Source organism: Mycobacterium lentiflavum (genome assembly GCF_022374895.2).
Lineage (GTDB): Bacteria > Actinomycetota > Actinomycetes > Mycobacteriales > Mycobacteriaceae > Mycobacterium > Mycobacterium lentiflavum.
Genome location: NZ_CP092423.2, coordinates 5,178,485 through 5,197,859, shown reverse-complemented (window position 1 = coordinate 5,197,859; position 19,375 = coordinate 5,178,485). Strand labels below are relative to the sequence as shown.

Below are 19,375 nucleotides of genomic sequence, written 5' to 3'. Positions count from 1 at the left end.
AAGCCTACTGACTCGGCGTCCGAATCGGCGATCTACTGACGCGAAATATGGTTATTCACAGGTGGTATCGGCGGCGTTCGTCACTGTCAGGTCGTCCGGCAATTTGGTTGGCGTGCTGCCCGGACTGTGTTCGATCTGGACGGACAGCGACGAGCCGCTGGGCGCCGGAGTGCTCACCGACTTGAAGTCCGGGCCGAGCACCACCTGAACGACCTGCCCGTAGCCGGAAACCCGGGCCACCTTCGAGTTGACGAATGCCGATGCCACCGTCGCCGCCGCCTGTTCGTTGCCGGGCGAGAAGAACACCGTCGTGGCATTCACCGAACTCGGATAGTCATCGGGTGACATGACGTTGAACCCGTTGCGCTTGAGTTGGTTGGTGGCGGTAGCGGCGAGCCCGCTCTGCGGTGTCGCATTGGAGACCCGGACGGTGACCTCGTCGGGCGAGGTCGCCGTCACCTGCTCGCTTCGCCCCTCGGGCGCGGCGCTCGGCGGGGATGACTTCTTCGTCGTGGGTGCGGTCGTCGGTCCCGAGGTCGGCGTCGGCGACAGATTCTGCGCGTTCTGGTCATTCTCCTCAGGCAGTGGATCGTCGTTGATGATCGCGCTGAACAGCGCCTTCATGTCGGCGGTGCGCGGCGGTTCGTCACCGTTCTGGTCTGTCACCCCGGTGGGCACCGTGACGAAGGTGAAGTGTCCGGCCGTCATGCCCTGCAGCGACTGGCCCAGCTGAACAAGGTCTTTGGTCTGGACGTTGTCCACGCGGCTGTTGCTGATGAACATATTGACCACGTTGTTGAGCTTGTTGAGGTCGGTCAGCGTGGATTCGGAGATCAGCGAACGCAGCAGCGACGACAAGAACAATTGCTGGCGTTTGATGCGTCCGTAGTCGCCGTTGAATTCCGTGGTGACCTGGCGGGCCCGCACGTAATTCAGCGCCGTTGGGCCGTCGATGATCTGGCGGCCCGAATGCTCGAGGACGGTACCGAGTTCGTAGTCGTGCAGTGGGGTCTTGCTGCACACCTCCACACCGCCGAGTGCTTCGACCATCTTGGCGAACCCGGCGAAGTCGACGGCGATGAACCGGTTGATGCTCAAACCGGACAGCTTCTGAATTTCCTTCACCAGACATTTCGGGCCGCCGAAGGAGAACGCCGAGTTCAGTTTGGTCTCGGTGTAGACCATCTTGGGACCCCAGGTCTTCGTCTTCTCGTCGTAAAGGGGGCCGTACTTACCGGTTTCGGGGTTCCACGCTTCGCACTGCATCGGCGTGATCGCCAGGTCGCGGGGGAACGAGACCGCCACCACGCGTTTGCGGTTGGCCGGAATGTTGACCAGTATCACGGTGTCCGACCGGGCGCCGCCGGCGTCTTCGGTGTCACCCGCACCCATATCGGCGTTCTCCCCGGAGCGCGAGTCCATGCCGACGATCAGGAAGTCTTCGTCGCCGTACTGCCCACCCGGGTCGACGATGTCGCCGGAGTTCGGGTCGAGCGCGTTGATGACGTTGAGGCGGTGGTTTTTTGACGCGCTCCACTGGTAGGCACCGCCGGTCACGGCCAGCGCCACGCCGGCACACAGGGCGGCCATCGATCGAAGGGCCAGCAGAATCGGCCGGCGGCGGGACTTGCGTTTCGGCGTCGAGTTCGCGGGAGGTCGACGGGTCCGCTTCGGCTTGACCGGGCGTGAATCGCCGGATTCGTCGATCCCGAGTTCCAGCTCGGGCTCGTCGCCGTGCGGATAGTTCGTGAGCTTGAGATCGGGAACCTCCGAGACCACGTCGAGGGAGTAGGCCGGGGTATCGATGACCTGGGTGTCCTGCAGGTCGGCGAACAGCTCCGGCTCGGGTTCGGCGGGTCCGTCGTCGGGGGCCGCGCGGCGGTGCCGGGTGCCGGGGTTGCCGGCGCCGACCTTGGCGATCAGGTCGGCGACGCTGAGCGCACCGGAGGCATGGCTTCCGCCTCGCTCCGCGCTGCGGGCCGACCGCTCGACAGGTTCGGCCGGCTCCTCGGCGGATGGCCGGGCCGGCGGCTCGATCTGCCATCGGTGGACGCTGTCATCGGCGACTGGTTCGGAGAATCGCTCCCACGGTGCGGCGCTGAATGCGGCGGCCGAACCAGGGGAGGCCGGTTGACGGTCGCGGGGGCCACGGCGATGGTCAAGAGTGGCGTCGAACTCGCCGTCACCCATGTCCTACCCGCCTCCGAAGCTCTGATGCCGCCGTCAGTGGTGTCCGTGCGCCAATTCACCGCCGCGCTAACAGCGCCGCAACTTCGCTACCCGTGGGTCGCGCCGTAATCCATAGCCCCTGTGCAGCGGGTTAAACCGACCGCTACCCAAACGCAATCAAGCAAGGTCCACATCGTACTGACTTATCGCCGCAGACGCGATTTCGAGCGGGGTTCGGCTCAGCCGCCGGAGTGCATGACGTCGGCCCCCGCCGGAACCGTGCAGTCATCGGGGTCGTTCAGCCAACCGTCGGGCAGGCTGACCCGGGCTGGTGAACCCTGGCGGCCTCGCGGACCGGTCGCCGCCTGGGGGAACTCGACGGTGCGGTCCAGCCGGTCCAGCAGCGCGTCGAGCTCGTCGAGCGTCTTGACCAGGGCCAGCGCCCGCCGCAGATCGGATCCGGCCGGGAAACCGTGCAGGTACCAGGCGACGTGTTTGCGGATGTCGCGCATGCCTTTGTCCTCACCGAAGTGCGCGGCGAGCAACTCGCCGTGCCGACGCACGATGTCGGCGACCTCGCCGAGCGTCGGCGGAGTGGGCGACGCGGTGCCGGTGAAAGCGGCCGACAGTTCGGCGAACAGCCAGGGCCGGCCCAGGCAGCCGCGACCGATCACGACGCCGTCGCATCCGGTGCTGGCCATCATGGTCAGCGCGTCGCTGGCGTCGTAGATGTCGCCGTTGCCCAGCACGGGAATCGTCTTCACCTGCTGCTTAAGTAGGGCGATCTGCTCCCAGTCGGCGGTGCCGGAGTAGCGCTGCGCCGCGGTTCGGGCATGCAGCGCGACCGCAGCCGCGCCCTCGGCTTCGGCGATGCGGCCGGCGTCGAGGTGGGTGTGGTGCTCGTCGTCGATGCCGATGCGGAACTTCACCGTCACCGGGATGTCGGTGCCTTCGGTGGCGCGCACCGCCGCGGCGACGATCTGGCCGAACAGGCGCCGCTTGAACGGCAGCGCCGCACCCCCGCCGCGCTTGGTGACCTTGGGCACCGGGCAGCCGAAGTTCATGTCGATGTGGTCGGCGAGGCCCTCGTCGGCGATCATCTTGGCCGCCGCGTAGGTGGTGGCCGGGTCAACGGTGTAGAGCTGCAACGAGCGCGGCGATTCGTCGGCGGCGAACGTTGTCATGTGCATCGTGACCGGGTGCCGCTCGACGAGGGCACGCGCGGTCACCATCTCGCAGACGTAGAGCCCGCTGACGGTGCCGACCCGGGCCAGCTCGAGCTCACGGCACAGCGTCCGGAAAGCGACGTTGGTCACGCCTGCCATCGGTGCCAAGACCACCGGGCTGGCAAGCTCGATGGAGCCGATGCGCACTGCTTGGCTACCGCCTGCTCATCGCCAGCTTGCCGGCGGTCTGGTGCAGCTCGAACGCGGTGACCTTCTTGCCCGTGCGAGCTTCCCGCTCGAGCTGGCGCTGCTTGGACACCTCGAACTTGTCGCAGGCCTCCTCGAGTTCCTTGATCAGCAGGCCAAGATCGTCGCGCAATGCGGCGGCCTCACCGGTGATGTCCTCACGCTCGAAGAAACGCCATTTCTTCAGCACCGGCATCACGACTTCGTCGAGGTGGATGCGCGGATCGTAGACGCCGCCGACCGCGATGTAGACGGCCTTGCGGCGGAACTCGGGCACCTGGAAGCCGGGCATCTGGAAGTTGCGCAGGATCTTGTGCAGCGACCTCGTCGCCTGGTTGGGGTCGACCTCGAAGCCGGCCTCGCTGACGTCCCGGTAGAAGATCATGTGCAGGTTCTCGTCGGCCGAGATCTTGCCCAGCAGCTGGTCGGCGATCGGCTCGTTGCAGGCCCTACCGGTATTGCGGTGCGAAATACGGGTGGCCAACTCCTGGAACGTGACATAGATGACCGAGTCGAACAGGCTCTCGGCGAACAGGTCGTCGCGAACCTGGTGGTTCTGGCCCGGGCTGAAACCCCGGTTAACCACCTCGATGCGCAGCTTCTCTAATTCGACGGGGTCGACTGCGCGGGTCACCACCAGGTAGTCGCGCAGCGCGATCCCGTGCCGGTTTTCTTCGGCGGTCCAGCGGTTGACCCAGGTACCCCAGGGGCCGTCCAGGCCGAAGTTCATCGCGATCTCGCGGTGATATGACGGCAGGTTGTCCTCCGTCATCAGGTTTTGCACCATCGCCACCTGGGCGAGGTCAGAGAGCTGACTTTGCTCGGGGTGCCAGTCCTGCCCGCCGAGCGCGTAGAAGTTCTTCCCGTCGGACCATGGGATGTAGTCGTGCGGGTTCCAGGACTTGTGCATGCTCAGGTGCCGGTTGAGGTACTTCTCGACAACAGGCTCAAGCTCATGCAAAAGCTGCAGGTCGGTCAGTTCGGCTGACGCTGGCATGCCACCCCCAATTATCTGTGTCTAATGGTTGCAGTCAATATATCTGTGTCGGTGAGTAGCATTCAAGTTCCGGCCCACGCGCGCCGGGTCACAACTTGACGTACTTATGCAGGTAGCTCTGGCGGACGAACGCCGTTTACTCGGATACCCCGTCAAGGGGCGAAACATACGGGGCCGCGCTGTTGAAGAGCATGTTGACGCAATAATCGATGAATTGTTTTCGGGTGGCGCCGAGCTGTCTATTCAGGTAGGCGGTGAACAGGCTGGTCAGGCCGCCGACCAGGCCGGTGGCGATCATTTTCTGCAGCACCGGGTCGCCGATGTTGGACAGCTTCTTCTGCAGCAGGTCGATAAAGCTGGGCATCCACTCGGCGCCCGACAGGGTCAGGATCGGCTCGACGGTAGGCGCCAAGAGCAGTACGCGTCCGCGTACCGGGTCGTCGACCATCAGCTCGACGAACTGCTCGACCGCTTCCCGCGGGGTGTCCGCGGAAGTGAGGGTCGTCATGGCTCGCGCACAGACGTCGTCGTAGACCGCGCGCACGAATTCGTCGCGGTCGGAAAAGCTCTCGTAGAAGTACCGTTCGGTCAGCGCGGCCTTGCGGCACACGGCCCGGACGGTCAGCGCGGGACCGCGCTCGCTGCCCAGTAATTGCACGCCGGCGGCGATGAGGTTGTCGCGTCGCAGAGCGTGGCGACTTTCCAGGGGGACGCCGGACCATCGGCCCCGTCGTTGACCGGACTGCACATCGCTCCTAAGCTCTTAATTGACAACGCACGTAGTCAGAATTCGGTTAGCTACAGGAAACCCAACAGTGACCAAACATACGTCCGCAGCCTGCCCCCTGACGAGCGTCGAAGCTGGTAGTGACGCGACCACTCTGGACGAGTCGGCAATTTCTGTGCACGCCTCCGACGCGGTCGCGAGCGGGTGTCCGGTGTCACAATCTGGTTATAACGCGCCACCACTTGGTCCCGATTCCCTGACGTGGCGATACTTCGGAGATTGGCGTGGCATGTTGCAGGGCCCGTGGGCGGGATCCATGCAGAACATGCACCCTCAGCTGGGCGCGGCAGTCAGCGACCACTCGACCTTCTTCCGGGAACGCTGGCCTCGGCTGTTGCGGTCGTTGTATCCGATCGGCGGAGTCGTCTTCGACGGGGACCGCGCCCCGGTCACCGGTGCCGAGGTGCGCGACTATCACGTCAACATCAAGGGTGTCGACGAACAGGGCCGCCGGTATCACGCGCTGAACCCCGACGTGTTCTATTGGGCGCACGCCACCTTCTTCGTCGGGACTATCCATGTGGCAGAACGGTTTTGCGGTGGGCTGACCGAGGAGCAGAAGCGCCAGCTGTTCGACGAACACATCGACTGGTATCGGATGTACGGCATGAGCATGCGGCCGGTGCCGGCGTCCTGGGAGGACTTCCAGGTTTACTGGGATCACATGTGCCGCAACGTGCTAGAGAACAACGAGGCGGCACGTGCGGTGCTGGATCTGACCGACCTGCCCAAGCCGCCATTTGCGCGCAAGGTTCCGGATTGGTTGTGGGCGGCGCAACGCAAGCTGCTGGCGCCGTTCTTCGTCTGGTTCACCGTCGGTCTCTACGACCCGCCGGTGCGCCAACTGATGGGCTACCAGTGGTCGCGCCGCGACGAATGGCTGCACCGCCGCCTGGGCGACTTCGTTCGCCTCGTGTTCGCCTGTGTGCCAGCACGATTCAGAAAGCACCCGCGGGCCAGGGCGGGGTTGGATCGGGCGTCCGGACGGATCCCGGCCGACGCGCCGCTGGTGCACACCCCGGCGCGCAACTTGCCACCCGTCGACGAGCGGGACAACCCAATGCACTACTGCCCCAAGGTTTCCTAGGGTTTCAGGACGGGACGACCGTCGACTTGCGTTCGCCGCCGTTGCGTTCGTTCCACAACCGGTAGACCTGGACCGCGGCGTCCTGGGGCTGGTATCGCATGGGCAGCCGGCGTCGGTCCCAGTTCTTCGCGAATTCGTCGTAAAACGTCGAGACCTCAAAGTATTTGCGGTCGTCGAGGTAGTACTGCTCGTAGGACTCGCGGGTGATCAAGAAGACGACTTCTTTGGGGGAGCAGTAGTACAGCGAGCCCAGGCACATCGGGCACGGGTGGGCCATCACGTAGATGATGGCGTCCACCAGGTGCTCGGTGCCCAGCTTCATGCATGCCTCGCGGATCGCGAGGATCTCGGCGTGGGCGGTCGGATCGTTCGTCTGGGCGACCTTGTTGGCGCTTTCGGCCAGGACCTCGCCGTCTTGGACGATCACGGTCGCGAACGGGCGGCCGCCCTCGACGACGTTTTGACGGGCCAGCTCGATGGTCCGTTGGGCAAAATCGGTCACGGGTCCTCCGGCTGGCGGGCGGCAGATAAGTCGGAGAGTAGTCCCCACCGGTTCAGACGCCGACGTCCGTGGTAATAACTAGCTTGTCTATGTTTGTTCGGATACGTATTTGAGGGAGCACCATGGCGCGCAGCCAAAGTGATCGCTGGGACCTCGCGACGAGCGTCGGGGCGACGGCAACCATGGTCGCCGCCCACCGGGCGCTTTCCCACGACGAGAAGTTGATCGACGACCCGTACGCCGCGGCTTTGGTGCGGGCCGTCGGGATCGACGTGTACGTCCGGTTGGTCAACGGGGAGATTCCGGTCGGCGGGAACGCCGACTTCGACCCCCGCCGCACGGCCGAGGGGATGGCCTGTCGCACCAGGTTCTACGACCAGTACTTCCTGCACGCCGCACGCAGTGGCGTCGCGCAGGCGGTGATTCTCGCCTCGGGGCTGGATGCACGCGCCTACCGTTTGCCGTGGCCGGCGGGCACTGTCGTCTACGAGGTCGACATGCCCGACGTGATCGAGTTCAAGACCCTGACCCTGGGCGATCTCGGCGCGCAGCCGACCGCCGAGCGGCGCACCGTCGCGATCGATCTGCGCGACGACTGGGCCGGCGCACTACGGGCGGCGGGATTCGACCCGAAGGCTCCCTCGGCGTGGAGCGCCGAGGGCCTGCTGGTGTACCTGCCCGACGAGGCTCAAGATGCGTTGTTCGACAACGTCACCGAGCTCAGCGCCGCGGGTAGCCAGTTGGCTTTCGAATTCGTCCCCGACACAGCGATTTTCGCGGACCCGCGGTGGCGTGCGCACCACGACCGGATGAGTGAACTCGGCTTCGAAGTCGACTTCAACGATCTCGTCTACCACGGCCACCGCAGCCACCTCGTCGACCACCTTAGGCATCGCGGCTGGGAGGTGTCGTCGCAGACGGTCAAGGAACTGCACGCGGCCAACGGATTTCACTATCCCGAAGACGAGGTTGCCCAGGCTTTCGCGGATGTGACCTACAGCAGGGCGCTGCGCTCCTGATAGGTCGTCAAGCCTGCAGGTCATCCCTGAGGCGGCTGGTGAGCATTTCCTGAAACACCGCACGGGCCGGCTCGTAGAGATTGTGGAACGTCGCACGGACCGCATCCCGGTTGTATTCGGGGATCGAGGCGGCCGGGGTCCAAAAGCTGTCGATGTCCAGTTGGAAAAACGGTCCGGGCTGCGCCGGCAGGGTCCGGCGCAGGTAGTAGTTGGGGTCCAGCGCCTGGCCTATGCCGGGCCCGTAGCGCACGATCATCGATTTGCCCGGTTGCTGCTCGCGGTAGACGGCGGCGCCCTGCCATTCGGTCAGGGTCAGCCCGCCGGGGGCGATGCGTTGCGGGCCGAGCAGCGGCTCGGCGATCCATTCGGCCCAGTCGATGCGCCCGTCGGCGCCCAGTGGGACGCGAATTTCCAAGAGGTAGCGCAGACCGATGCGTTCCACCCCGACGATCGATGACACCTGGGAGCGAGCCTCGATGACGCGCATCGCGACATCCGACAGCGCTTCGAACGTGGCGTAGGCGGTGGTCTCGACGACGATTGCCTGGCTCTTGATCGAGGCGGCCAGGGTGCCGTCCCGGTTGACATAGCGGGCGAACTGCTCAGCCGTGGGCGCCGGGCCTCCCCCCGGGCTCATTGCCCAGGCCACGTCCTGAGCTTGGCGTTCGATGGGCAGGTCGTCGGCGAGGAGGCTTTTGAGCTCCCGGCTCGACGATTCGGTGAGGGAATCCGTTGCGGGGTGACGGATTTCCATCGTTACCAGGGCTGCGGGCGCGTTTTGCCAGGCCGGATCGACACTCACCTCGCGAAGCATAACCAAGTCGGGTGGCGGCCAAACGAGGACTTCGACCCGCTGTTATCTGCCCCACAACCCGCCCGCCGCCACGCGGGCCGGAGCCAGCCGGGTGGGCTGCCGTTTTGGTGCCCCCACTAGGACTCGAACCTAGGACCTGCGGATTAAAAGTCCGTAGCTCTACCAACTGAGCTATAGGGGCGGCGAACGTTCAGGATACTTGGGCTCCAAACGCGCCTCGAACGGCGCTCGTTTGAGGATTGGCCCTGCGGTGACCTAAGCTGGTGCGGCTCCCAACGGTAGTTGGACTTTGGCCCCCATCGTCTAGTGGCCTAGGACGCCGCCCTTTCACGGCGGTAGCACGGGTTCGAATCCCGTTGGGGGTACGCGCAACGGCGGTAACGTCGCAGCGAGCAGTACAACAGGAAAGCAAGGCCCTGTGGCGCAGTTGGTTAGCGCGCCGCCCTGTCACGGCGGAGGTCGCGGGTTCGAGTCCCGTCAGGGTCGCCCATCAAAGGCGAGGCACGTTATCGGTGCCTTCCGGGCCAGGTAGCTCAGTTGGTACGAGCGTCCGCCTGAAAAGCGGAAGGTCGCCGGTTCGATCCCGGCCCTGGCCACCATTCTTGAGCTGCACGGACGCGGTGACAGCACTCTATGGATGGTTGGTCTTGTCCGGTCTCTGTCCGTTCGCCTTGCTATTGGCGCCGTCGTGGAGCCGGTCGAGGTTCGTTGCGACGTAGTCGAGTTCGTCTGAGTAGAGGTCGCGGTAGATGTCTGCGGTGACGGTCGGCGTGGAGTGCCCCATTGTTTTCTGTACATAGCGAAGGTCGGCGCCAGAGGCCCGTGCGAGGCTCGCGTAGGTATGGCGTAGGTCGTGGATGGTCAGAGGCGCCAATTTGGTTTTCTTCAGGGCTTCGTTCCAGTGGGTGTGCCGGCGCCAGTTGTTTAATCTGAGGAAGCCGCCGCTTGGCGAGGTGATCGCTTGTTGCCCGGCCGAGCGGTTCTCGATTCGTGGCTTGAGCGCGTCAATGACGATTTGCGGGAGCGGGATGGTTCGGACGGCAGCCCGAGTCTTCGGCGGTCCGACGATGATCCGTCCCTCAACTTCCGGGGCAGCCTGTCGGACGTAGAGCCGTCGTGCCTTCAAGTCGATGTCGCCGACGCGCAGCCACACGAGTTCGGACCAACGCAGCCCGGTGAAGGCCAGGATCGTGACGATGTCGCCCTGGTCGCCGCACGCCGATGCCAGCGCGGCGACTTCGGTGGTCGTGAGGTAGCGGTGCCGTTCTCGGGCCGGTATCCGCCCGGCCGATACGCCTTGAGCCGGGTTGGTGTGGATTCGGCCGTCCTCGCGAGCCATGTCGAGAATCGAGCGCAGCAGCCGGAGCGTGGCGAGTTTGGCCCACGGGCCCACGGTGAGGCCGCCGATGAACTGCTGCACGTCCTTCCGGCTGATCTCGTCAACCGGGACATGGCCGAAGCGCGGGCTGATACGCAGCTCCCAATGCTGCGCGTAGCCGCTCCACGTCTTAGGGGAAACGGCCGGCTGCTTCGATGCGCTGTATTGCGTCCAGATAGCGGAGAGGCTGGCGCGGCCAAGTCTGGGGTCGAATCGTCGGGCCCCGATCGCCGCCTCGCCGTCGCGATCGGCCTTGAACGCGCGCGCTTCCCGCATGGTGGCAAACGTCGATGACGTCTCGACCCATCCTGACCGGGGAGTTTGGATCACGCACCAGGTACCGCACTTGGTAGCGCGTCTGGCCGGCTGCATTGGCCCGCTTACGGATACCGCGCGGTGCTGAGCCGGCCATCTAGCGGCGGACCTGCTTGAGCCACACGCGGACTTCCGCTGCGTCCCAACGTCTTACGCGATCAGACAGCGTGTAGCACGGCGGCCCCACATCTGCGCCGTGTTCGCGCAGCGCGCCCCATCGGCTCACGGTCGCGGCCGAGACGCCGAGCAGTTCGGCAACCTGCTCTGCTGTCAGCAGCTCCGGGAAGGTTGCGCTAACGGTGGCCGCGGTGCTGATGCCGAGAGTTGCCATGCCGATGTCCTCGGCTCTCTGCCGGACCTGGTAGCTTTGAGCTAGCCCGTATTCGTTTGCAACTGAACGGATTAGCGAGTCAGGCCAGTAGTTGGCGCGGACCCGCACCGTTGATCCGTCTTCGTCGATGACGTATCCGGTCCCAGGTTCATTTGGGTGAATGCGGTGCGCGGGCGCGGCATCGGCGAGGCCATCAACCAGAACCATCGCGACCTCGTCGCGTGAACGCAGCCGGAGTGCAACGGTTTGGGTGAACAGTCCGCGCATGGGCAGGATCTCCTTGCGTGGGTCCTGCATGAACGCCGCGACCACGATTCCGACGGCTCTGCCCTTTGTCAGGATGCGTGAAAGCGAGGTCGCGACTTGCCTTTTAAGACCGGCGTCTGTCATGTAGGCGGTCAGGCCGGCCAATTCGTCAATGAGCAGCACCATGAGGGGCTCGGCGGTGCTTGGCGTGTGCGAACGGGCTCGGCCGGCCATCTTGCGTCCGCGGCTATCGAGCAGCTCCTCCAACTTGGTCAGTAGCCTCGCGGCATCGGCCTCGGTCGTCGCGACTTTGGTGAATAGCGCGGAGCCGACTGACACTTCGATCCCGTACTTGAGATCTACCGCGAAAAGCCGCACAGTTCCTGACTTCACGGCCGGAGCCAATCCGCCTGCGATGCCCCAAAAAATGGAACCGTTGCCCGCTCCTGAGCACCCGACGGTCAGGGTGTGCAAGCCAGCGACGCGGAGAATCCAGGCCGACCCGTTCTCGCGCCGACCGATCTCAACGGCCTTCGCCGCGCAACTGGTTGGCTGTCTAGCAGTCTCGACGATGGAAAGATGTTGCTTCATAACGAATTCCATCCGGACCATGCCGGGGGCAACGACCGTCGAGCGGGCGGAATGTGCCCCGAGGGCGTCACGGATTGCGGGCACCGAATTCTCTAGGTCATCCACCGTCTGACCGGTCCGTGTGCGGACGGTCATTCGCAGGCAGTCGCCGGAGATGCTCACCCCGAGGACGCGAGGATGAGTCCAGACTGTGCTCGTCTTGCTCTTGCCCTGTGAGTCCGTGCGGGTGACCCGCTCCGAAGTGGACAACCCGCAGGCCTTAGCAACCCGCGGCCAGGAAATCAACGCCCATAGCAGCCATCGGGCCCGCCGCGCTGGGGTTGCAACATAACGCCCAAATGTGGAGGGCGAACGCAGTCTCCAAACGACGAGCGAAACTTTGACCACGCCGATCACCGCGGTGCGCCACATGGCGCCGACCGCCAGCAAGTGCGTGAGGTCAAAGAAGTCGAAGCCGCCGTCGGGGTCAGGAATCGAATAGGGATCGCTAGGTACTACGGGGTCGTACGGACTCATGCTGACACCCGGTCTCCGGCTGAGGAGCCCCCTTGCCGGTGTCGGCAGTCATGCCCGATGCCCGAAACGACCATGCAATGCGGCCGGATTCGCTCGAACTGTCGACGTACGGCAATACGCACAGCTCTTCGAAAATGACTGGCGTGAAGGGCGTTCCGGCACTGTTCGCGGGCACACAGGCTGCTGGGTGTTGCGAACTTGACGGTGAGGGTTCGGAGTCTCGATCAGTCGCTTGAACCTTGTTGTCCTTCGTTGACCGCTCGTAATCGATCACGGCCGTGACGTCGGACACCACGAACGCTCGGTGTGGGAAAACTTGCTGGTGGGACACCTTTAGCCACTTCGGAACTGACATTGTGGACCTTTCGTGAGAACTGCTCTTGTTCTTGTGATCCGCCGAGACGACAACGGCCACTGGGAAGCCCCCGGTGGAGTGCTCGAACTGCAGGAACCCTTTGAGGGCGGCGTCCGGCGCGAAGTGCTCGAAGAAACTGGTCTAGAGGTCACGGTGGAACGTCTGACCGGCGTTTACAAGAACCTCACTCATGGGATAGTCGCTCTGGTCTATCGCTGCCGTCCGGCCGATGGGGACGCTCACCCGACCGCGGAAGCGCGCGAAGTTCGTTGGATGACAAGGGAAGAGGTCCAGTCAGCGATGAATCCTGCCTTCGCCGTGCGTGTTCTGGATGCGTTGCAAGACGATGTGCATTCACGGGCGCACGATGGCATGAACCTCGTGTCGGATTAGACGCCGTCAACGGAACTCCCGGGCTAGTAAGTGCGGGCGAAATGAATGACTTCTGGCGGAACGCCTGTGTAGCTGAAGCGGAAACTGGCGATCACCTGAGGGCTCTGCTCATGGACAAGCGCTCGGGTTCCCGGCCGCTCGTCGAAGAGATCATCGAATTCGACGACGGTTTGGCAGGTTTGCGTTAAATCCGGGTGAGTGATGTCGCGGAGCTTCCGGTTGGCGTCGACGAACGGCTGAGCGACTTCATGCAGTACTTCCAGCAGGCTGGGTTCTCATCGAGCGCCGCGAATTCATCCCGGAGATTGCGGTTCAGCTTCGGTGATTCAGCCGTCGCCGACCTGTCGATTAGCAAGTCGTACATAGCTACCGTTTGGCCACTGTCGCCACGAGTAATCTCGGCGCTCAGCGCAATCGCGTCCATCTTGTCATGAACCATCACGTTGCGAAGCCCATAAAGGTACCGATACCCGCGATAGCCGTCATATAGCTGGCCGAAGACCGCCCTGGCCGTCTGATGAGCTTGACTGTCCGTCCCATGGCGATCACAGACGTCCTGATACGTCTGCTCCTGGTGGTATACCAAACTCATGCACAGTGACAGGGCGGCGGCACGGAGCTGCGTGTTCCAGAGCGTTGCACCCCGTGGGTCGGTGTTGGGCGAATCTCTTTGGACGCCAACGCCGCATTAGCGCCTTTTCACACCGTCTCGAACACCTTCAGCGAGCCTTGGACATAGGTGAAAACGTTGGCCACAACGATGTCATGCAACATCCGCTCGGCGGCCGTGTAACGCCCGTGATTCTCATCGGATAGATCGCATATGTGCTCTATTCGCACGTCGGATTGACCGGTGGGGTCGGGTCCAATCAGATACGCGGCAGGCGCAGAGACAGGATTATTGTTGGCATGTTTCCTGTGCACAGGCCCGTTCATGCCGCGATCGTCGGTCGGAGTTGCGTAGGAGCATACCGCTGTTCGCCTGTACTCTTGCTTACCGGACCTCGGCAGGTTGCCTCGTTCTTAAGCACCCGTCTCACACGACCAAAGCTGAAGGTACGACCATCATCACAACGATAATTCGAGTACACCGCGGTAGGTGCCGACTGCGCATCGGCCATCCACGGTGACGTCCAGCGACAAGATTTCTTCGTCGATGTTGATCGAATTGATTGGCGTGCCGTCGATCCCCCACATACGGATGACGCGATCGCGGCCGGCGCTGACAACCAACTGTCGACCGTCGGCGACGGTCGTCGTCAGGCTGGTCAAATGTGGATGGGCCTGTCGGACCGTCCACAGGGGGTCCCGCTTTTCTGAAACCCAGTAGTCCAACGTCTTTGGGTCCCACGCCTTTGTATCCCAACAGTCCAATGTCCCATCCTCGGCGCCGGACACCAGAATTCCGGGTCCGAAGGCGACCGCCTGGATCGGGCTGTCGCTGCTTGGCGACAGTTCGATGGGCACTGGGAGCTTGCTCAGTGACCACAGGGCCACTCGTTTGGCTTGTCCGCCGGTCGCGACGACGGTTGAGCCGCGAATCTCCGTTGCCGCCACACATGTCAGGGTCTTGTCCTGGAAGGTCTCCAACTCCAAGCGGCGGAAGCCGCATGGAGTTGGAGTCACCAGTGCCTTGCCGGTCTCGGCGTCCATCAGGATGCAGCCCCACCATCTGGCGGTGGCGCCGGGACCGGAAACTTGCGTCGGGACGATTATGATCGGTCTGCCATCCAGCTGCGCTGTGGCAAGCGCCCAGGCCGTGAACGGTGTCAACTGCTGCGACCATAAACCGTCCCGCGTCGTGCCATCTGCTCCGACGATCCACCCGTTGGCGGTGAGCTGCACCAAGACCGTGCGGCCTGACGGGAGGACCACGCTACAAAGCGCCATCATCTCGCTATCTTGAACTGCGCGATGGTCCACGAGTTGCCCGGACTCGGCGTGAAAGGTGGTCACTTCGCCGCTTGCTGACCCGGCGTAGAGCACACCGGGGCCGTGGCAGACGGCGCTGAAAACCATTGCGCGGCCGTGGAGTTGCGGGCCGTCCGGAACGGACGGCCCCGTCACCATCCTGGATGTGCGCCACAGCCGGATCATGCGATGGCAACCTGCGAGAAACTCTTCACCCTTGATCAGGAATGGCCCGCACCACCATTGCGGGTCCATCTCGACTGCGGAGTCCGTGAGAATCCGCTCGTTGGGTCCGTGCGGGAACCGCATTGGTAAAAGATCGTATTTGCGACAAAGGATTCCGGCGCCATCGCGCAGAGGTATGAAGGCGCGGCTGGTGGACACGTCATCAATCCGATGTTCGAGGGTAATGGCGGGGTCATCGCCGTCCCGAAGAATCAGGACGGCGGTGTGGTAAGCGTAATAGGCTAGGATCCGGACGACATCGCCGGTGGTGACTGCGTCCACGCCGTGGATGTAGCGGTTGTTGTCATCTTGCAGGTGGGCGGCCAGCGGGGCGAGCGACGGCAGCCTCCATGCCGCCACGGTCGGGAGATCATCGCGTTGATTAGGCTCGCACCAGGCGTCCCCGCATGTGATAAGGATGTGGCCGCTGTCCCGCGTGAGAACTTGCATTTGGTGAATGTTTCTGTGCGCGCTTTTTCTCTCTTTGAGCTCGATCTGGCCAGGAATCGACCACACTTTTATGGTGCCGTCTTCGTCCCCGGTGATGAGCCAGGACTGATTGTCAACGCCGGCAAGGGCTTTCACTGACCGCCGATGGGCCGACCAGCTAGTGGCGGGGCGCATATCGGGGAGGGTGTAAATTTCGACCCAGCCGGACTCGCGGCCTACCGCTACGGCCGGTTGATCGTTCCACGAACACATCCCGGCGCAGCTCACGGACTGATCGAAACCCTGTCCCGCGCGGCGCAGCGGTGGATGTAGTGTCCAATACTCAATGCGATGCTCGGTCGAGATGACAACCGCGGGCTCGTTGGCGGTGGGAACGGCGAAAATCGACCGGGCGGGTTCGTCGAGTTCGCCAATGCTGCGCCCCGTATCGCGCAGCGCTGCCCAGAATCCCCACTTCGGGCACCATCGGCGGTTTTCGGCAGTGTGCAGCTGGCGCAGCCGCTGGGCCAGTGGCGCCGCTGCGACTTGCAGCGCAGCGATGTGCAGCGCTTCAGGTTCCTGCTGTTGGCGGGCTGCGGCACGCTCGTAAGCTTGGGCCGCCATCCGCGCCTCGTCGGTGGTCGCCCGAGAAACGACATCCAGCAGCGAGATAACATTGGCCGCCTGAAGGAACCCGGGATCGGTGAGCAGGTCGTCGAGCACGCCACCCTGCGCGGCGTGTGTAGGTAGGTGGTCGGCGAGATATGGGTGCACTGATGTCCAGTCGCGCCCTGCTCCGGATGTGTACGGCACTGCGGCCAGCAGCGTCTCGACGATCGCGCGATGATCGGCCTGGGTGTCGCGCTCGTCGAGCAGGTGATCCGCCAGCGATCGGTGGTAGAGCCGATAGACGGAACGCCCCTGGCTATTGCCTTCGACGACGTAGGAGCCGGCCGCGCGTCTCATCCAGATCAGCTGTTCGGCCGTCACGGGCTCTCCGGGGGTAAGGCGCTGAGCGAGTTGTGGCCAGATGTCCTCCCACGGAAGACCCGGGCCTTGCGCGTAAGCAAGTGGGAGCAACAGTCGGCGTGCGAGAGCGGCGTCTTGGCCGAGTCGAACCTGGAGGTCACGCTCCATCGCATCGGCTGCCCGCTTCGGTAGCGCCGCCCGCCACGCTTTGTCATCGGGATCGGCCACCTCATCGCGGGTCGATTCGGTGGTCGCAATGATCCGCGCGATCAAAAATGACGTGTCGGCAGCACCCGCGATCGCCTCAGCGACACCCTCGACCTGCCTGGCCAGTGCGGTGCGGTACACCCCCGAGGGTTTGTAGGTGGAGTCCAAGGTGTCGTCGCTGCGCAGAATCCGAAGGACGTGGCTGCGAATGCTGTCCGGATCGGCGTATTGTGTGTCGTCCAGGTCCACTTCGGTACGCCTGCCTAGCGCGGTGCTACGTAGCAGAGTGTCGGTGAGCAGCGCCGGGCGCGTCCCGAGCACAAATCGCATCCGGCCGCGCGTACCGGCAATCAGCGGTAGCAGCAACTGCGTTGCCAAATCTTCCTGGTCGGCTGCCTCGTCGATCGAGTCGATCAGGACGGTGACGGCGGGGCCCTTCCGGTTGCAGATATCAGCTAACAGGCTTGTCAGTGACGCCGATTGAGATTCGAAGCGCTGGCCAAACTGGTCCAGGACATTGCTGGTCGTCAAAGTGCCCACGTCGATCACGTACGAAATGAGCCGTTGGCCAACGGAGACCTCTGTGGGTAGGCCGTCTTGCGGGACGCTGGGGGCGCGCTCTGGATCATCCAGCAGGGCGATCATGGCCAGCAGCGCAGTCTTGCCCGAGCCGGCGTTTCCCGTGACTATCAGACACTGGGGTTCGCGGTCGTCGCGCAGCCAGTGCGAGATGGCTTGCAACGCCGCGCGGCGCCCGGTGAACCAACGGGCAGCAGGCGTGAACCGCGCGATGGCGCTATCGCCGCGACGTTCGGCGTCCCGTAGCCGTTCTTGCTCGAGGAGATCGGCGTTGACGAGTCCTCTGCGAAACCGCGGATTTGGCAGGAAATCTGGCAACCGGCCCGGGATCCCCAATGAATTCCATCGAGGCGACTGACTGAGCCTTCGTTGCGGATCAGATTCGATCGCCTCCATAACCGCCGCCAGGTCCAACCATGGAACCGCTGAGCCGGCCACGTCCTCCGATTCCATCGCGCGCTTCAGGCATTGGGTAAACAAGCCTGGGTTTGCCTGCTCGGTGGGACGTGCCGATTCAATGACGATCACACCGCTGTCATGCCTGTATTTTGCGCCGTCGATTCGTCGGATCGCGTCGGCGACGGCGCTTTCGCCGCCCTCGCCGGCGTAACAGGTATCTAGGATCAGCAGTAGCCGGCGTATTTCGGTGCCTGCGAGAAGAAGCTCAACGACGTCGGAGGGCTTGACGGCCCGGATGTGAAGGTCGTTCTTGTCGCTGTCTTTGGCCAGCAGGACATGGACGAAGTCGTCGTCCCGGATATAGCCGTGTCCTGTCAGATAGACGACGACGTAGTCGTCTTTTGTCCGCGCCCGCGCGAACTTGCGTAGGTCATGCAATAACGTCTGGGCGTTGGGGCTTCGGCCTGCCGCCGTGATCCGGACATGTTGGTACATTTCGGTGTCCGCATGTGTCGCGACACAGAATAGGGCGGTCATCCGCGCGACATCGTCGGCGAGCTCCGCTCGATTCAAGTCTGGGTGAAGCGTGATCCTTGACAGGGCACACGTCAGGAGATATCGCACGGCGTCCTTGCGGATTCGCCCAAGCGAACCCTCACTGCTACAGTCCCGCAGCGATGGCCGCACCGGTCTCGCGGGCGGTCAAATAACGCTTGATGCCGTGCTCTTCGTCGCCGTTGTCAATGACCCAGTTGGTGACCCGCGACCCGAACAGAGGCCTGAGATCCGGTTGAAGGGCGACGACATCTTCCGAGTCCGAAATGTTGGTCCACGTCGTGACGCCAGCCGGCCACTGTCCTCGCGGATCAGTGGAACCCTTGGGCTTGGGCTTGGGCTTGGGCTTAGGCGTGGGTGCGGGATCGAGCTTATCGAATATGAGGTTGGGTATTCCTAGTGGCGAGCCCAGAGTGACGAGCGTAGTTACCGGCAGGTTTGGGTTATTGCACAGTACTTCGTAGGCTACGACCGAGCCCAGCGAATGACCCACCAACACTGTGGTGTCGGAGCCTATGGCATCGACTACTCGCTGCCGAACATCTTGTCGGATTTTGTCGTTATGGAGATAATCACGAACTTGGCGCAGATTGCCGGACATCGCTTTGGACGTCACGCCAGCGAAAAACCGTGAATTCGACAACGCCAATAGCGCGGCCCGCACCAACCCGGGGGCACCGAGGGTTCGGGCGTCCGGGCTGTCAACGTAGGGGTCACGTGCGGCCGCGGCATACCACCATTGGATGAGCAGGTCCTTCTCGAAGTCGTCCAGCTCTTCCGGATCTATCGGGGCGTCATCGCCCAACTTGCGGCCGGGCGGGCGAAAAACGATGCCGTAGAACGCGACCGTGACGTCGGCTTCGGACAACAATCCGCCGGCCTCCTCGACACCGCCCACCATTGCCGGAGCCCACACCTTGGTGAGCGTTTCAGACGCATCCCACTGGTGTCCTATCCCGTGCACACCGACCACCCGCGCCACGATCCGCTCCTTCCTCGCACCGCACTCGACGTCTCCGTGATGCCGCGTCGCGACACCTAAAAGGCGGAAATGGCGAACATGCGACAAACGAATATACGCCCCGCACCCGAATATTTTCGCGGGAACGTCCGATGTGGGCACAAAATCCTGCGGCAACTTGTTCGACTGTCGTGCCGCTTACGCTTCCCGTCCGTTCGCCGACCAGGG

At 63.5% G+C, this 19,375-nt stretch carries 14 protein-coding genes, 4 tRNA genes and 2 pseudogenes; 6 read left to right on the top strand and 14 right to left on the bottom strand.

Annotation, left to right across the window (positions count from 1 at the left end; genetic code table 11):
• Positions 1-51: 51 nt before the first annotated feature.
• From MJO58_RS24180 to MJO58_RS24165, 4 genes are all read right to left on the bottom strand, one after another.
• Complete coding sequence (locus tag MJO58_RS24180; RefSeq protein WP_239721243.1) at positions 52-2,190, bottom strand: LCP family protein; 2,139 nt, start codon at positions 2,188-2,190, stop codon at positions 52-54.
• Between the two features lie 218 nt (positions 2,191-2,408).
• Positions 2,409-3,542, bottom strand: coding sequence for a tRNA dihydrouridine synthase DusB (dusB, locus tag MJO58_RS24175; RefSeq protein ID WP_259608730.1), 1,134 nt, complete (start codon positions 3,540-3,542; stop codon positions 2,409-2,411).
• A gap of 7 nt (positions 3,543-3,549) precedes the next feature.
• Positions 3,550-4,578: an acyl-ACP desaturase gene (locus MJO58_RS24170; RefSeq protein WP_090606806.1), complete on the bottom strand. Its 1,029-nt coding sequence runs from the start codon at positions 4,576-4,578 to the stop codon at positions 3,550-3,552.
• Between the two features lie 136 nt (positions 4,579-4,714).
• Positions 4,715-5,326 carry a TetR/AcrR family transcriptional regulator gene (locus MJO58_RS24165; RefSeq protein ID WP_239721242.1) on the bottom strand — a complete coding sequence of 204 codons (612 nt, stop codon included), beginning with the start codon at positions 5,324-5,326 and terminating at the stop codon, positions 4,715-4,717.
• Positions 5,327-5,459: 133 nt separating this feature from the next.
• Between MJO58_RS24165 and MJO58_RS24160 the strand changes: the two genes are divergently transcribed.
• Positions 5,460-6,452: an oxygenase MpaB family protein gene (locus MJO58_RS24160; protein ID WP_239723434.1), complete on the top strand. Its 993-nt coding sequence runs from the start codon at positions 5,460-5,462 to the stop codon at positions 6,450-6,452.
• A 4-nt stretch (positions 6,453-6,456) separates the two neighbouring features.
• On the opposite strand, the gene MJO58_RS24155 is transcribed toward MJO58_RS24160, so the two are convergent.
• Positions 6,457-6,954, bottom strand: a complete 498-nt coding sequence (locus tag MJO58_RS24155; RefSeq protein ID WP_239721241.1) for a nucleoside deaminase — start codon at positions 6,952-6,954, stop codon at positions 6,457-6,459.
• A 122-nt stretch (positions 6,955-7,076) separates the two neighbouring features.
• Between MJO58_RS24155 and MJO58_RS24150 the strand changes: the two genes are divergently transcribed.
• On the top strand, positions 7,077-7,973 hold the full coding sequence (locus MJO58_RS24150; protein ID WP_239721240.1) for an SAM-dependent methyltransferase: 897 nt from the start codon (positions 7,077-7,079) through the stop codon (positions 7,971-7,973).
• Between the two features lie 7 nt (positions 7,974-7,980).
• On the opposite strand, the gene MJO58_RS24145 is transcribed toward MJO58_RS24150, so the two are convergent.
• Both MJO58_RS24145 and MJO58_RS24140 read right to left on the bottom strand, forming a co-directional pair.
• On the bottom strand, positions 7,981-8,787 hold the full coding sequence (locus MJO58_RS24145; RefSeq protein WP_090606793.1) for a TIGR04255 family protein: 807 nt from the start codon (positions 8,785-8,787) through the stop codon (positions 7,981-7,983).
• A gap of 105 nt (positions 8,788-8,892) precedes the next feature.
• Positions 8,893-8,968, bottom strand: a tRNA-Lys gene (locus tag MJO58_RS24140).
• Positions 8,969-9,079: 111 nt separating this feature from the next.
• On the opposite strand from MJO58_RS24140, the gene MJO58_RS24135 reads away from it, so the two are divergent.
• The 3 genes from MJO58_RS24135 (at position 9,080) to MJO58_RS24125 (ending at position 9,386) form a co-directional block, all read left to right on the top strand.
• Positions 9,080-9,152: transfer RNA gene (locus MJO58_RS24135), tRNA-Glu, on the top strand.
• A 47-nt stretch (positions 9,153-9,199) separates the two neighbouring features.
• A tRNA-Asp gene (locus MJO58_RS24130) sits at positions 9,200-9,273 on the top strand.
• A 36-nt stretch (positions 9,274-9,309) separates the two neighbouring features.
• Positions 9,310-9,386: transfer RNA gene (locus MJO58_RS24125), tRNA-Phe, on the top strand.
• A gap of 32 nt (positions 9,387-9,418) precedes the next feature.
• Here the strand turns inward: MJO58_RS24125 and MJO58_RS24120 are convergent.
• The 3 genes and pseudogenes from MJO58_RS24120 to MJO58_RS24110 form a co-directional block, all read right to left on the bottom strand.
• Positions 9,419-10,577, bottom strand: a pseudogene (locus MJO58_RS24120) (site-specific integrase).
• Positions 10,578-10,811, bottom strand: coding sequence for a helix-turn-helix transcriptional regulator (locus MJO58_RS24115; RefSeq protein WP_239723433.1), 234 nt, complete (start codon positions 10,809-10,811; stop codon positions 10,578-10,580).
• A 42-nt stretch (positions 10,812-10,853) separates the two neighbouring features.
• Positions 10,854-12,164, bottom strand: a pseudogene (locus tag MJO58_RS24110) (cell division protein FtsK); the annotation flags it as partial.
• A 367-nt stretch (positions 12,165-12,531) separates the two neighbouring features.
• Between MJO58_RS24110 and MJO58_RS24105 the strand changes: the two are divergent.
• Positions 12,532-12,912, top strand: a complete 381-nt coding sequence (locus MJO58_RS24105) for an NUDIX hydrolase (RefSeq protein ID WP_239721239.1) — start codon at positions 12,532-12,534, stop codon at positions 12,910-12,912.
• Positions 12,913-13,096: 184 nt separating this feature from the next.
• Here the strand turns inward: MJO58_RS24105 and MJO58_RS24100 are convergent, their stop codons facing one another.
• From MJO58_RS24100 to MJO58_RS24085, 4 genes are all read right to left on the bottom strand, one after another.
• Positions 13,097-13,504 (bottom strand): hypothetical protein, encoded by a 408-nt coding sequence (locus MJO58_RS24100; protein ID WP_239721237.1) that lies wholly within the window; start codon positions 13,502-13,504, stop codon positions 13,097-13,099.
• 107 nt (positions 13,505-13,611) lie between these two features.
• A complete protein-coding gene (locus MJO58_RS24095; RefSeq protein ID WP_239721236.1) occupies positions 13,612-13,848 on the bottom strand; it encodes a hypothetical protein in 237 nt (78 codons plus the stop codon).
• A gap of 132 nt (positions 13,849-13,980) precedes the next feature.
• Complete coding sequence (locus MJO58_RS24090) at positions 13,981-18,318, bottom strand: hypothetical protein (RefSeq protein WP_259608729.1); 4,338 nt, start codon at positions 18,316-18,318, stop codon at positions 13,981-13,983.
• Entirely contained in the window at positions 18,293-19,168 is an 876-nt protein-coding gene (locus tag MJO58_RS24085) for an alpha/beta hydrolase family protein (RefSeq protein ID WP_239721234.1), read from the bottom strand. The genes MJO58_RS24090 and MJO58_RS24085 overlap by 26 nt, the downstream gene beginning before the upstream one ends.
• Positions 19,169-19,375: the final 207 nt, after the last annotated feature.

What these genes read in the sequence shown, in the direction of transcription:
- MJO58_RS24180 (WP_239721243.1), bottom strand. Translation starts at nt 2,190, where the DNA reads ATGGGTGACGGCGAGTTCGACGCCACTCTTGACCATCGCCGTGGCCCC.
- MJO58_RS24170 (WP_090606806.1), bottom strand. Translation starts at nt 4,578, where the DNA reads ATGCCAGCGTCAGCCGAACTGACCGACCTGCAGCTTTTGCATGAGCTT.
- MJO58_RS24150 (WP_239721240.1), top strand. Translation starts at nt 7,077, where the DNA reads ATGGCGCGCAGCCAAAGTGATCGCTGGGACCTCGCGACGAGCGTCGGG.
- MJO58_RS24145 (WP_090606793.1), bottom strand. Translation starts at nt 8,787, where the DNA reads ATGCTTCGCGAGGTGAGTGTCGATCCGGCCTGGCAAAACGCGCCCGCA.
- MJO58_RS24115 (WP_239723433.1), bottom strand. Translation starts at nt 10,811, where the DNA reads ATGGCAACTCTCGGCATCAGCACCGCGGCCACCGTTAGCGCAACCTTC.
- MJO58_RS24100 (WP_239721237.1), bottom strand. Translation starts at nt 13,504, where the DNA reads ATGAGTTTGGTATACCACCAGGAGCAGACGTATCAGGACGTCTGTGAT.
- MJO58_RS24095 (WP_239721236.1), bottom strand. Translation starts at nt 13,848, where the DNA reads ATGAACGGGCCTGTGCACAGGAAACATGCCAACAATAATCCTGTCTCT.